Consider the following 13,035-nt stretch of genomic DNA (forward strand, 5'->3'; position numbering starts at 1 on the left):
TGGGAAGGCACGTGAACCCAGCTTTCGATCGGGGGATTGCCGCCCCTGCTCAGCCGGAACATGCTATATGAAGACGGCGGCCCGCAATGCCCCTACTCAGCGGCAGTGCGAGAACTCTCAGGGCGGCTGAGATATTCGCTGGCTTCGTCCCTTTTGTAGGTGCCCGCTGGTGACAGTCGGATCGGTGACATCCCTAGCGAGCTCCGCCCCGCACTCTTCCGCTAGCCTGTGCGCCATGACCTACGACTACAGCGAGGGCGCGCCCCCACGTGGTCGGGGTCAGTTCTGGGATCAGCGGAGCGATTCCGCTGACGTTGATGTTTCCCGGAGGCACAGCGACGTCGGGCCGCAGCGGCCCGCGTACGAGCCGCATCCGCAACGGGCCGGCGAGGGCCCGCATGGCAACCGCCCGTACGCCGCGGGTCATGGCGAGCCGTGGCCGCCGCAGCAGTACCCGGCAGAGCCGCCAGCCGGCTTCAGAACGCCGGGCCAGCACCCGGCGGTGCGCGGTGACGCCGCTCAGCGGACCGGGCCGTATCGGGACGGCGAGCACGCCGCCCCCACCCAGCACGGCAACTCCGATCCGTACCGCATGCCCGGCGACTACGGCGCGCCGCAGTACGGCGGCAATCCGCGCCAGAGCGGCGCCGCTGCGGCCTTCGGCGGCCAGTCCGGCGACCACGGCGTCGGTCCGAGACGTGGGCCGGAGCAGTATGGAGCGACCCGCCACCAGCCCCAAGCGACCTTCCACGAGCCCGAGGGGGCCGACGCGGGACCGAAAGCCGGGCGCCGGTCCCGCAAGCCGCTCGTCTTCGCGATCATCTTCGTGCTGCTGATGATCAGTGGCGGTGCCGGCTGGTACTACCTGCGGGGCTCGGCCGATCAGCCCCCCACCGAACAGGACCGTAGGGTCGCGGACCGGCAGGTCGACCCCGTGCCGCTGACCGCGACCGAGGTTTTCGGCTCCGAGACGGTTCCCGGCGCCGAAGGCGGAGGGTCGTACAAGGTCCTCAAGACGCAGGCGTCCACCGATTGCAAGACGGCTGCCGGTGGTGCCATCGCGGACGCCCTGACGACGGCCGGCTGCACCCAGGTGGTACGGGCGACGCTGACGTCGTCCGATGGTGCCCTGGTCATCACGGCCGGCCTTTTCAACCTCGAAACCCAGAAGAAGGCCGAGCAGGCGGCGGCCGCGATCAAGACTGCCGTCGATACGCAGAACGGCCGGTTCAGCGGCCTGGTCGCGGGTGGCTCGTCGAACCTCATCAATCGAGCCGCCGCGAACTTGGTCTGGGAGGTGCGCGGTCACTACCTGGTGTACTGCCTCGTCGCCCACGCGGAAGGCAGCGCGATCGCGGTGGACGACCCCCGTACCCAATCGGTCCGGACGGACCTTGTCGTGAGGCACCTCGGCGACGCCGTGATCCACAAGCGCGAGACCGGCGTCGGCCCGACGGCGGTTCCCTCGACGCAGCCGTCCTGACCGCATATCTGCGACATCCCGCTCGTCCTTTCCGCCCGAAAGTCGCAGACGGGAATCAACCGTTGGTCGGACGAGAGCTTCCACCTGGTGATACGCCGCGTGAGATACTTTCGACCGTGCCCCTCAGCAAGACTCAACTGATCGCTGTACTCGGTAACGAGTTGTGGTGCTCCACCCTTGTCCCCAACGCGCCGTGGTTGACCGCGGAGCTACGCGAGCGGATGAAGCGGCCGCGCGTCGGTGACCTGGTCGTCGAGTTCTCTGCGGGGCAGCGCGGCGACCCGGACGGCGTCGGATGGCTACGCGGCATCGAATTCGCGGACGGCCGCGGGGGTGACAGTGTGAACATCGACGGCAGACGCATTGTCGACGCATGGGTGATTGAGCCGATCGACAAGGCCGGACAGACGATCCGATGGAGCAACGCGACGTTCTTCGCGATTCCGCTACAGAGCGCTCGACAGTGGCTCGCTCACTAGCCTGGAGACCTATGAGCAGGGGCAACGTTCTCCGCGACGCCCTCACCGGCAGCCCCTAGCTCCTCGCCCCACCTGAATATTCACCGTGAACCTGTGCGGATCTTGAGCCCGTGCGCAAGGGCGAGGGTCAGGTGGTGAGGCGGTCGGTGGTGCCGCGGGCGAGCGGAACGACCAGCACGGCCTCGGTGCCGCCGGTGGCGCCGTTGCGCAGTTCGATGGTGCCGCGCAACTCGCCGGTGACCAGGGCCCGGACGATCTGCAGGCCGAGGTTGCCGCCGTGCTCGGCGTCGAACTGCTCGGGCAGGCCGCGCCCGTTGTCGGTGACGGAGACGTGCAGCTGCTTACGGAACCGGTGCGCGGAGACCACCACCGCGGGCTCCGCCCCGTCCCGCGGGCCGGCGGCCCCCTCCTCGCCGGCCGGGAAACCGTGCTCGACGGCGTTGAGCAGCAGCTCGTTGAGGATCATCACCAGCGAGGTGGCGATCTCGGCCGGCAGTACGCCGAAGCTGCCCTGCCGGCGCATGCCGACGGTCACCTCGGTGGCGGCGACCTCGGTGGCCGCGCTGGCCACCCGGTCCACGATCCCGTCGAACTCGACCGCCTCGTCGCTGGACATGGAGAGGGTCTCGTGGACCAGGGCGATCGAGGCGACCCGGCGTACCGACTCCTCCAGGGCGACCCGGGCCTCGGGCATGGCGACCCGGCGGGCCTGGAGGCGGAGCAGCGCGGCGACGGTCTGCAGGTTGTTCTTCACCCGGTGGTGGATCTCCCGGATGGTGGCGTCCTTGGTGATCAGGGCGCGGTCCCGGCGGCGTACCTCGGTGATGTCGCGGACCAGCACCAGCGCGCCGATCGGCACGCCCGCCGGCATCAGGGGCAGGGCGCGGGTGAGCATGGTGGCGCCGCGGGCGTCGATCTCCCGCCGGGGCGGGGCCTCGCCGCGCAGCGCGGCCAGCACCGCGTTGCCCGCGTCGGTGCCTTCGAGGGGGTCGCCGGCCAGCCGGCGGTGCAGCTTGGCCAGGTCCTCCCCCACCAGATGGGAGGCGTAGCCCAGCCGGCGGTACGCGGACTGCGCGTTCGGGCTGGCGTAGGTGACCTTGCCGTTGGCGTCGAGCCGGACCAGCCCGTCGCCGACCCGGGGCGCCGAGGTGGTCTCGCCCGGGTGCCGGGGCGGCGGGAAGGTGCCGTCGGCGATCATCTGGGCCAGGTCGTCGGCCGTGGTCAGGTAGTTCAGTTCGAGCTGGCTGGGCGTACGCGCGGTGGACAGGTTGGTGTCCCGGCCGACCACGGCGATGACCTCGCCGGCCTCCCCGTCGGCGGTCCGCAGCCGCACCGGGATCGCCTCGTGCCGGGCAGGCACGTCGCCATACCAGACGGGGTCTCCCTCTCGCCAGATCCGGCCCTGCCCGTGGGCCACGTCCAGGTGCGCCACCTCCGGCCCGCCGACGATCCGCCCGACCTGGTCGTCGAGGTACGCGGTCGGCGCGGTCGTGGGCCGGACCTGGGCCACGCAGAGGAACGTGCCGTCGCCGTCCACCGGCACCCAGAGCAGCAGGTCGGCGAAGGACAGGTCGGACAGCAGCTGCCAGTCGCCGGCGATCCGGTGCAGGTGGTCGATGTCGCTCGGCCGGAGCTGGGTGTGCTCCTCGGCAAGGTCGCGCAGGGTGGACACGCTGACCAGCGTGCCACGCCGGGCGTCACATCGTCGCGGTGACCTTTTTCAACCCGCGCGGAGCGTCCGGGTCCTCGCCCCGGGCCAGGGCCAGCGCCAGCGCCAGCCGCTGCAGCGGCAGGATGTCCAGCAGCGGGGCGTACCGCTCGTCGACCTCGGGCACGGCCATCCGGGCGGTCACCTCGACGTCGGCGGAGCCGACCACCACCACGTCGGCGCGGCGCTCGCCGAGCCGGGGCAGCACCTCGCGCATCGACTCACCGCCGGGGCCGGAACCGACCACGGCGAGCACCGGCACGTCCGGGTCGGTCATGGCGAGCGGGCCGTGCAGCAGGTCCGCGCCGGAGAAGGCGAGCGCCGGCAGGTACGACGTCTCCATCAGCTTGAGCGCCGCCTCCCGGGCCGTCGGGTACGCGTACCCCCGGCCGGTGGTGACGAGCTGGGCGGCGAACCGGTAGCGCGGGGCGAGCTGGGCCGGGGTGGCGTCGGACAGGGTGCGTTCGGCCAGCTCGGGCAGGCGGGCGAGGGCGGCCCGCTCCTCGGCGGGGAGCACCCCGTCGCCGGCGCGTACCCCCTCGATCAGCATGAGCAGCGCGAGCAGCTCGGCCGTGTACGTCTTGGTCGCCGCGACCGCCCGCTCGTGCCCGGCGACGATGTCCACGCTCAGCTCGGCGGTGCCGGCCAGCGGCGAGTCGGGGCTGTTGGTGACGGCGAGGGTGAGCGCGCCCGAGGCGCGGGCCACCCGCAGCACCTCGGCCAGGTCCGGCGAGCCGCCGCTCTGGCTCACGCCGACCACGAGGGCGTCGGACAGGTCCGGCCGGGCGCCGAAGACGGTGATCGCGCTCGGCGAGGCGAGACCGGCGGGCAGACCGAGCCGGATCTCGCTCAGGTACGCGGCGTACAGCGCCGCGTGGTCGGAGGTGCCCCGGGCGGTGAAGACCACGTGGCGGGGCCGGCGCTCGGCGATCACCGCCGCGACCCGGGCGATCGCCTCGGCGTGCTCGGCGGAGAGCAGGCGGTCGTAGCCGGCCGGCTGCTCCTCGATGTCGGCGGCCATGCCGGCCCCTGGACGCGTCACGGAAGGCCCCCTTCTGCGCGATTGCCGCGCGATCCGTGCTCAGTCTTGCACCTTTCGGCCGTGACGAGCAATGGAACGCGCAGTAGTGCGCAGTAGATCACCACCCGGACCGGTGATCGCCTAGGCTTGCCCGGCTGGCGGACCGACCACCGAGAGGACGACGTGCCCGAGGACGACCCCGCGCTCGCCGCGCAGGAGGAGCTGACGCTGGCCCGGCTGGCGCTGGCCGACGGAAACCTCCCGCACGCCGCGGACCACGTCGCCGCCGCTCTCGTCCGGGCCCCGACACTGCCCGAGGTGCACGAGACACTCACCCGGGTGGCTGCGGCCAGCGGCGGTGACCTGGAGCTCTTCTCGCTCGGGCACCACGCCTTCGTCGGCGCGGTGGTGGCCCGCGCCCACCTGCTCGCCGCCGCCGGGCACCCCGCCGAGGGGCTCGACCTGCTGGCCGCCGCGACCGGCTACGCGCCCGGTGCCGACTGGGCCGGGGTGCCCTGGGTGACCGCCCCCGACCTGCCCGAACGGCTCGACCCCGAACGCACCGCCCGGATCCTCATGCAGATCTGCGCGGCGGTGCCCGACCCGGCCCCCCGCCGTCTCCGCGACCCGCTGCGGCCGTACCTCGTGCTGGCCCGCAACGCGGTCACCGTGCACCCCGGGCACGCGCTGCTGCTGGGCGCGGCGTCCGCGCTGGCCCGGCGCCTCGGCGAGGTCGCCCTCGCCGTCACCTGGGCGGCCCGCGGGGTACGCGCACAGCCGACCAAGCTCGGCGAGGTGTGGCTCGGGTACGCGTACCGCAGCGCCGGCCGGACTCGGGACGCGCTCGCCGCGCTCGGCCGGGCGGTCGCACTCGACCCCGACGACCTCGCGGTGTACGCCGACATCGCCGGCACCCTGGCGGACAACGGCCGGCTCGACGAGGCGCTGGACTGGATCGACCGGGCACTCGCCAAGGACCCCACGTTCGACTGCGCGGTGCACACCGCGCACCGGCTGCGCTTCCAGCGCGACGGGGACGTCGCCCACCTGGTCGCCCTCGCCGACTTCGTCCGCGACCACCCCGACGACACCCACGAGCACGGCGACCTGGCCGAGTGCTGCCGCAGCCGCCCCTGGCTCGGGCAGGTGACCCCGGCCGGCGGGCCGGTGCTGGACGCGCTGCGGCAGGCCCTTGCCGCCGAGGGCGCCGCCCGGGTCGCCGTACGCCTCGACGCGCTGGAACCGCCGAGCGCCATGCGTACCGCAACGGCGGCCGTGCCGGGGCTGGACGTGGAGGTGCTCGCCGTCGCCGACCCGGACCCGCGGGAACCCCGCCGGGCCACCACCTGCCAGCTGTGGCGGTACGAGGGCACGATCGCCGCGCCCACCCTGCCCAGCCCGTCGCCCGAGGCGGCGGAGCGGATCCGGCAGCTCGCCCACCCGGCCTGGCCCCACCCGCCGGCCGCGTACGACGGCGCGGTCGGGCTGGCCACCCTGGATCTGGCCGACCTGCTCGGCCTGCTGGTGCATCCACCCGAGCCGCCGGTCACCGCGCTGGGCCGGGTGCTCGCCGGTCAGGACCCGTCGCTCTGGGTGCGCTGTGTGCAGGTCTGGACCTGCCTCGGGCTGCTGCACCACCGCACCGACGAACCGTGGGCGGAGTCGACCCGCCGCCGGGTGCTGATGGAACTGGTCTGGGGGGTGGAGGACTGGATCACCGAGGCGGCGCTGTTCGCCCTGGTCACCGCCGCCTGGGTCGACCCCGCCGTACGCTCCGACGTGGCCGCGGTGGTGGCCGAGCGGATCGCCGACGTGGCGGCCGTGGCCCGCGAACGCCGGGTGCCGATCGCCACCTCGCTGGCCCACCTGGCGCTGGCCACCCCGGACCTCGACCCGGCGACCCGCGACCTGGCCCGCGAGCTGATCCGCGGTCCCGTCGAGGCCCCATCCCGGCCAGGTCCGTTCACGCGCCTCCGCGGCCTCCTCGCCGCCCTCTTCGGCCGCGCCTGACCCGCCGCCCGGCCCGGCCCGGCCCGTCGACTCGCCCGCCCGGCCGCTCGCCCGCCGGCAAGATCCACTCCAGCTCGCCGACCCGGCGCGATCAACCCGCCCGCGACACCGCCACCTCGGCGACCCGGAGTCGATCAGGAAGGACGGGAGCCACCTCGCCGACCCGGCGCGATCAACCCGCCCGCAACGCCGCCGCATCGCCGACCCGGAGTCGATCAAGGGGCCGGTACGCGGCGCGGCCACGCCGTACCCCGGGAAGGGGCCGGCGTGGCCGCGGCGCGTGCGTCAGGCGACGGGGGCCTTGCCGAGGGCGGCCTCGGCCTGGTCCTCGGGGGTGCCGTCCGCCGGCCGGACGTCGTTCGCCGAGCGGAGCGGGACCTCCTTGATGAACCAGGCGAGCACCGGCACCGCGACGGTGAAGAACACCGCCCAGACGAAGACGTGCGAGATGGCGCCGGAGAGCGCGCCGAGGACGACCTCGCGCATCGGCCCGGTGAGCTGCTTGAGCTTCTCCAGGTCCATGGCGCCACCCTCGCCACCCTGTCCGCCGGCGAACGCGGGACCGGCGGCCGAGTCGGCGAGCCGGTTCGCGAAGATCGCGCCGAACAGCGCGACACCGAACGAGCCGCCGATCGAGCGGAAGAAGGTCGCCGCACCGCTCGCCGCACCCAGGTCCTTCTGCTCCACGCTGTTCTGCGCGATCAGCATCGTCGTCTGCATGAGGAAGCCCATGCCGACGCCGAGCACGATCATGTAGAGCGAGGACTCGACCTTGCTGGTGCCGAGGTCCAGCAGGGTCAGCAGGCCCATGCCGGCGGCCATCACCACGCCACCGATGATCGGGAAGGCGCGGTAGCGACCGGTCTTGGTGATGGTCCGGCCGACCACCAGCGAGACCACCAGCATGCCGAACATGAGCGGGAGCAGCAGCAGGCCGCTGTTGGTGGCCGAGGCGCCCTGCACGGTCTGCTGGTACAGCGGCAGGAAGTTCATCGAGCCGAACATCGCGAAGCCGAGCAGGAAGCCGATCACCGAGATGAGGGCGAAGTTCCGGTTGGCGAAGAGCCCCAGCGGCAGGATCGGCTCGGGCGCCCGCCGCTCGACGACGCCGAAGAGCGCCAGGGTCACCGCGGCCAGGGCGGCGAGGCCGAGGATCTGCGGGGAGGTCCAGTCGTACTCGTTGCCGCCCCAGGTGGTGACGAGGACGATCGCGGTGATGCCGACGGAGAGCAGCGCGGCACCCAGCCAGTCGATCTTGTGCTCGGTGCGGTACTTCGGCAGGTGCATCGTGGTGGCGAGCACCAGCAGCGCCACGCCGCCGAGCGGCAGGTTGACGTAGAACGCCCAGCGCCAGGAGAGGTGGTCGGTGATGAAGCCGCCGACCAGCGGGCCGGCCACCATGGCGATGGCCATGATGCCGGCGATCATGCCCTGGTAGCGGCCCCGCTCCCGGGGCGGCACCAGGTCACCGATGATCGCCATCACGCCGACCATCAGGCCACCGGCGCCGAGACCCTGGACGGCCCGGAACGCGATCAGCTCGATCATGCCGTCGTCGACGCCGCCGAGGACACTCGAGCCGGACATGCCGCACAGCGCCGAGCCGATCAGGAAGATGACCACGGAGGTCAGGAAGACGGCCTTGCGGCCGTAGAGGTCACCGAGCTTGCCCCAGATCGGGGTGGAGACCGTGGTGCCCAGCACATACGCGGTGACCACCCAGGTGAAGTGGTCGGCCCCGCCGAACTCGAAGACGATCCGCGGCAGCGCGGTGCTGACGATCATGTTGTCGAGCATCGCGAGCATCATCGCGATCATCAGGCCGAACAGCACGACCCGGACATTGGGTCGCGCTATCGCCTCGGCTGGTTGACTCATGGGTAGGCTCCCCCGAAGATTTGTGACCGACTTACTTGCCGCCCGGCTAGTTACCTTACTAGCCGCACGGTAAGTTGGTGTCAGAAAGTCGTCAAGCGAGATAGGTGGTCAGGGTGAGGGAGAGCACAGGCGGCACGCGGGAACGCATCCAGGCCGTCGCGCTGGAGCTCTTCACCGAGCAAGGGTACGAGAAGACCTCGCTGCGGGAGATCGCCGAGCGGCTCGGGGTGACGAAGGCTGCGCTCTACTACCACTTCAAGAGCAAGGACGAGATCGTCAACAGCTTCGTCGAGGACCGGCTACGCCGGATGGACGAGCTGATCGAGTGGGCGCAGACCCAGCCTGCCACCCTGGCCACCCGCCGCGTCCTGATCGCCCAGTACGCGGACACCATGTTCGCCGGCGAACTGCCGGCGGTCATGCGCTTCTTCGAGCAGAACCAGACCGTGCTGAAGAGCCTCGCCGCCGGCCAGCAGATGCGGGAGCGGATGATGCGGCTGGCCAACGAGCTGTGCCGGGGCGACGAGTCGCCGGCCGCCCAGCTCCGGGCCGCGCTGACCCTGTTCGCGGTGCACAGCAGCTGGTTCGCGGTACGCACGCCGCACATCACCGACGACGACCGCCGGAAGATCTCCCTCGAGGTGGCCGACGAGCTGCTGGCCCGGATCGCCGACGGCGACTGACCGGCTGCGACCCCGGTCAGTCACGTGCGGTGAGGTCCAGCCGCAGGCCCAGCAGCTGCACGTCGGGCAGCGGCCGCCAGTCCTTCTCCGGCACCCGGACGAAGCCCAGCCGCTCGTAGAGCCGGTGCGCGACGGCCGCCATGCCGCTGCGTACGCAGATCACCACGGCCGTGCAGCCGAGCTCGGTGGCCCGCGCCACGCAGGCCCGGACCAGGGCCGCCCCGGCCCCGCGCCCCTGCGCGGCCGGATCGACCGCGAGCATCCGGAACTCGGCCTCGCCGGGACCGGAGAGTTCCGCGTACGGGGAGCCGGGCAGCACGAACGTCACGGAGCCGAGCACCTCGCCGGTGGCCTCGTCGACGGCGATCAGCACCTCGCCGGTCTCCGCCCGGGTGGCCACGTCGGCGAGCACCACGCCGTAGCCGTTCTCGCCCTTGAGCTGGCCGTCCGCCTCGTAGGCGGCGACCGTCAGGCGCGCCACCGCCGGATGGTCGGCCGGCTCAGCCCGGCGGACCAGGAGGCCGCTCAACCGATCACCGCGATCAGGTCGCCGTCCTGCACCACGTCACCCTCGTTGACCGCGATCTGCTGCACGACGCCGTCGGACTCGGCGACCACCGGGATCTCCATCTTCATCGACTCCAGGATCACCAGCGTGTCCCCTTCGGACACGGTGTCCCCGGCCGACGCGACGACCTTCCAGACGTTCGCCACCATCTCGGCGCGGATCTCCTCGGCCATCTCCAGGCCCTCCCTCTCCACCGGCTTCTGCGAACGGTATCCAATCATGACCGGGCCCGAGAGCGGGGCGACGCGTCGGTTCCGCCCCCACCGGACCCTGGCGACCGCCACCGGCACTAGCATCAGCGGGTCGGTCTCCGGCGCCCGGAGCACCGGTACGCGACCTCCGCCGCGCTCGCCGCGGCCGGACCGTGACCAGCACAAGGAGGCAGAGCATGGCGAAGAAGGCCCGCAAGAAGAAGGCCCGCAAGAAGAGCGGCGCGAACCACGGCAAGCGCCCCAACTCCTGATCGTCGGCGTACGCCGGATCAGCGACCGTGCCGGCCGGTGGCCGGACAGACCGGTGGCCCGGGTCCGATCGGACCCGGGCCACCGGTCTCTTCAGCTGGTTGCGCTCGCTCAGTCGGCGAGTTCGCGGGACTCGGTGGTCTCGAAGACCACCAGCTCGGTCAGGCGGACCCGCAGTCGCTCGCGCAACTGCTCGGGCGCGGTCTCGTTGCCGCAGCAGCGGGCGACCAGCGCCTTCACCTCCTGCTCGATGCCGTACTCGCGCAAGCACGGCCCGCACTCGTCCAGGTGGTGCCGGATCAGCAGGCGCCGCTCCTCGGCACACTCCAGGTCCAGGTAGAGGTAGACCTCCGCAAGCACTTCCCGGCAGTCCGTCTCGTGCGGATCTCCACAGCTCACGGTCACACCTCCCGGCTGGCGGCGGCGGTCGAACCCTTCGGCGCTGCGCTGAACCCACGCTCCGCCGCGTACTGCTCGAGCAGCTTGCGCAGATTACGGCGGCCGCGGTGCAGCCGCGACATCACGGTGCCGATCGGGGTGCCCATGATGTCGGCGACCTCCTTGTAGGAGAAGCCCTCGACGTCGGTCAGGTAGACCGCCAGGCGGAACTCCTCCGGCAGCTGCTGGAGGGCCTCCTTGACGTCGCTGTCCGGCAGCCGGTCGAGCGCCTCGGTCTCCGCCGAGCGCAGCCCGCTGGAGGTGTGCGACTCGGCCTCGGCGAGCTGCCAGTCGGTGATCTCGTCGGTGGGCGCCTGGACAGGCTGGCGCTGCCGCTTCCGATAGGAGTTGATGTAGGTGTTGGTCAGGATCCGGTAGAGCCAGGCCTTCAGGTTGGTGCCCTGCTCGAACTGGTGGAAGGCGGCGTACGCCTTCAGGTACGTCTCCTGGACCAGATCCTCGGCATCCGCCGGGTTCCGCGTCATCCGCAGCCCGGCAGCGTAGAGCTGATCGACGAAGGGCATCGCATCCCGCTCGAAGCGGGCCCTGCGCTCGTCCGTCTTCTCGGTGGTCAACCGCACATCCCCTCGCGTCGGATGCTTCCCCGCCGAGGATACGCGTACCCGCCTGCCCACAGATTCACTTCCGGCCGGTGTGCTGGCACTCACCACCGCCGGCACTTCCGCGGGCCACTCCGGCGCGTCGAGCAGCTGCCTGAGCTGCCGCGCGTCCCGTTCGTCCCGCTCCCGGCTCCGCGTCTCGGTCGGCACCGGTCACCCCCCTCGGCTGGAAATGGCGTCCGGGGGTAGTAACGCGCGCCGTGGGTCGCCACATTCCGCCACCCGCCGTTCCTGGCCCCGGCGCCGACCGCGACCGACGCTGGGACCAGGAAGGGCCTGGGAGGAGGCTCCGACGCCCGAACCGCAGGCGTCCGACACCATCCGATGCAACGACCCGCCGCCACCGACGGTCACGCCCCCGCAGACCCCGCCAATCCGGGAAGTAGTCCCCTCAATCGGATGGGGAGGCCACGCTCGGGCCGGATCCGGGTGGCGGAAGACGTCAGGCGGGCGTCCAGCCTCGGGCGCGCAGCCAGTCGCGGACCACCGCGGCGGTGCCCGCCGGATCGACCCGCAGGTCGTGCCGCTCCCCTGGGCGGACCACCACGTCGACGCCGGGCGCCGGGGCGGGCACGCCGAACGGGTCCCGGTCGCCGTTGACCACCAGGCTGGGCAGACCGGTGCGCAGCTCGTCGGCGCGCGAGCGCTCCGGGCGCCCCGGCGGGTGCAGGGGAAACGCCAGCGCGACGATCCCGGCAGCGCCGACGGCACCGGCCGTCCGGCAGGCGACCCGGGCGCCGCTGGAACGGCCACCCACCACCCAGCGGGCCACGTCGGGATGGCGGGCCCGGAGGGCGGCCAGCACGACCGTCCACGCCTCGTCGAGGTGGCCGGCCGGGGCCGGAGCACGCCGCCCGGCGACCCGGTACGGCTGGGTCACCCGGATGACGCCCACCCCGGCCTCGGTCACCGCGTCGCGGACCGCCACCAGGTCGGGGGCGTCGATGTCACCGCCCGCGCCGTGCCCGAGCACCAGCAGGGTGTCCACCGGGCCGGCCGGCACGTCGGTGTCGGCGCGGGCCGGCCCACGGGGCGTCTCGATCTCGTCGCTGTGCCGCACCCGCCCATTCTCCGCGCGGCCGACGCCGCCCGCCCCACCCGGCACGTTCTTCGCCGGTCCGGACCGACCCGCGGCGGTTCGCCGCGGCGGGTTTCGCCGCACCGCGGGCACGTTCTACCTGCGGGCGCCGGCACCCTGCCTGGCGGGTCCGTGGCCGTGGGCCGCCGCTGACGCCGCCGCCCGCGCCCCGATTCGGGGAGCGCGGGCGGCGGTGCACGGCGTCAGCGGGACGGCACCAGGGTGAGCAGTTGATCCCGGACCGGCGGGCCGGCCTCGTCGGCCGCGTCCGGATCCGGCTGCACCTCGCTGCGCCAGGCGACGAGCATGGCCCGCCGCTCGCGCGGGGTCGTGCCACCCCAGACGCCGTGGCAGTCGCCCACCTCCAGCGCCCAGGCCAGGCAGGATCCCTGGACGTCACAACTGCGGCAGAGCGCAACGGCCGCGTCGGCCGGTTCGTTGGGTGCCGGAAAGAACGTTTCCGGGTCCACACTCTGGCAGGTTCCTCTGGTCCGCCACGCGTCGTCCTGTCGCCGCTCGTGCAGAGCCCGCAGCAGTCGCGGATCTCGTCGTGCGGCGGCGACTTCGTGCGGGCGGGGCATACGCGCCCGTGTCAATACACCCACCTC

At 72.6% G+C, this 13,035-nt stretch carries 14 protein-coding genes; 5 read left to right on the forward strand and 9 right to left on the reverse strand.

From position 1 onward, the window contains the following. The first annotated feature begins 235 nt into the window (after positions 1-235). Complete coding sequence (locus ACFYM6_RS23900) at positions 236-1,483, forward strand: hypothetical protein (protein ID WP_387278830.1); 1,248 nt, start codon at positions 236-238, stop codon at positions 1,481-1,483. A gap of 116 nt (positions 1,484-1,599) precedes the next feature. Continuing rightward, positions 1,600-1,962 (forward strand): hypothetical protein, encoded by a 363-nt coding sequence (locus ACFYM6_RS23905; RefSeq protein WP_387278832.1) that lies wholly within the window; start codon positions 1,600-1,602, stop codon positions 1,960-1,962. Positions 1,963-2,089: 127 nt separating this feature from the next. On the opposite strand, the gene ACFYM6_RS23910 is transcribed toward ACFYM6_RS23905, so the two are convergent. Together ACFYM6_RS23910 and ACFYM6_RS23915 are read right to left on the reverse strand one after the other, a co-directional pair. After that, positions 2,090-3,634 carry a sensor histidine kinase gene (locus ACFYM6_RS23910; RefSeq protein WP_387278834.1) on the reverse strand — a complete coding sequence of 515 codons (1,545 nt, stop codon included), beginning with the start codon at positions 3,632-3,634 and terminating at the stop codon, positions 2,090-2,092. Between the two features lie 25 nt (positions 3,635-3,659). Further along, a complete protein-coding gene (locus ACFYM6_RS23915) occupies positions 3,660-4,691 on the reverse strand; it encodes an SIS domain-containing protein (protein ID WP_387278965.1) in 1,032 nt (343 codons plus the stop codon). 183 nt (positions 4,692-4,874) lie between these two features. Between ACFYM6_RS23915 and ACFYM6_RS23920 the strand changes: the two genes are divergently transcribed. Continuing rightward, complete coding sequence (locus tag ACFYM6_RS23920; protein WP_387278836.1) at positions 4,875-6,701, forward strand: tetratricopeptide repeat protein; 1,827 nt, start codon at positions 4,875-4,877, stop codon at positions 6,699-6,701. A 285-nt stretch (positions 6,702-6,986) separates the two neighbouring features. Here ACFYM6_RS23920 and ACFYM6_RS23925 read toward each other — a convergent pair whose 3' ends face one another. Beyond that, on the reverse strand, positions 6,987-8,579 hold the full coding sequence (locus ACFYM6_RS23925; protein ID WP_387278837.1) for an MDR family MFS transporter: 1,593 nt from the start codon (positions 8,577-8,579) through the stop codon (positions 6,987-6,989). A gap of 113 nt (positions 8,580-8,692) precedes the next feature. Here ACFYM6_RS23925 and ACFYM6_RS23930 point away from each other — a divergent pair, with 113 nt between their 5' ends. Beyond that, on the forward strand, positions 8,693-9,262 hold the full coding sequence (locus tag ACFYM6_RS23930; RefSeq protein WP_387278838.1) for a TetR/AcrR family transcriptional regulator: 570 nt from the start codon (positions 8,693-8,695) through the stop codon (positions 9,260-9,262). Between the two features lie 16 nt (positions 9,263-9,278). On the opposite strand, the gene ACFYM6_RS23935 is transcribed toward ACFYM6_RS23930, so the two are convergent. Both ACFYM6_RS23935 and ACFYM6_RS23940 read right to left on the reverse strand, forming a co-directional pair. After that, complete coding sequence (locus tag ACFYM6_RS23935; protein ID WP_387278840.1) at positions 9,279-9,791, reverse strand: GNAT family N-acetyltransferase; 513 nt, start codon at positions 9,789-9,791, stop codon at positions 9,279-9,281. After that, positions 9,788-10,009 carry a biotin/lipoyl-binding carrier protein gene (locus ACFYM6_RS23940; protein ID WP_198940289.1) on the reverse strand — a complete coding sequence of 74 codons (222 nt, stop codon included), beginning with the start codon at positions 10,007-10,009 and terminating at the stop codon, positions 9,788-9,790. The genes ACFYM6_RS23935 and ACFYM6_RS23940 overlap by 4 nt, the downstream gene beginning before the upstream one ends. A 209-nt stretch (positions 10,010-10,218) precedes the next feature. Here ACFYM6_RS23940 and ACFYM6_RS23945 point away from each other — a divergent pair, with 209 nt between their 5' ends. Then, entirely contained in the window at positions 10,219-10,293 is a 75-nt protein-coding gene (locus ACFYM6_RS23945) for a 50S ribosomal protein bL37 (RefSeq protein WP_369700219.1), read from the forward strand. Between the two features lie 109 nt (positions 10,294-10,402). On the opposite strand, the gene rsrA is transcribed toward ACFYM6_RS23945, so the two are convergent. From rsrA to ACFYM6_RS23965, 4 genes are all read right to left on the reverse strand, one after another. Next, positions 10,403-10,690, reverse strand: a complete 288-nt coding sequence (gene rsrA / locus ACFYM6_RS23950) for a mycothiol system anti-sigma-R factor (RefSeq protein ID WP_073834728.1) — start codon at positions 10,688-10,690, stop codon at positions 10,403-10,405. A gap of 2 nt (positions 10,691-10,692) precedes the next feature. Then, a complete protein-coding gene (locus ACFYM6_RS23955; protein WP_073834729.1) occupies positions 10,693-11,499 on the reverse strand; it encodes a sigma-70 family RNA polymerase sigma factor in 807 nt (268 codons plus the stop codon). Positions 11,500-11,791: 292 nt separating this feature from the next. After that, positions 11,792-12,409: an alpha/beta family hydrolase gene (locus ACFYM6_RS23960; RefSeq protein WP_387278842.1), complete on the reverse strand. Its 618-nt coding sequence runs from the start codon at positions 12,407-12,409 to the stop codon at positions 11,792-11,794. 221 nt (positions 12,410-12,630) lie between these two features. Continuing rightward, the gene (locus ACFYM6_RS23965) at positions 12,631-13,023 is read right to left on the reverse strand and encodes a WhiB family transcriptional regulator (RefSeq protein WP_073834731.1); all 393 of its coding nucleotides are present in this window, start codon (positions 13,021-13,023) and stop codon (positions 12,631-12,633) included. Between the last annotated feature and the right edge of the window lie 12 nt (positions 13,024-13,035).

Source organism: Micromonospora sp. NPDC006431, from assembly GCF_042870725.1.
In the GTDB taxonomy this organism is placed as follows: domain Bacteria; phylum Actinomycetota; class Actinomycetes; order Mycobacteriales; family Micromonosporaceae; genus Micromonospora.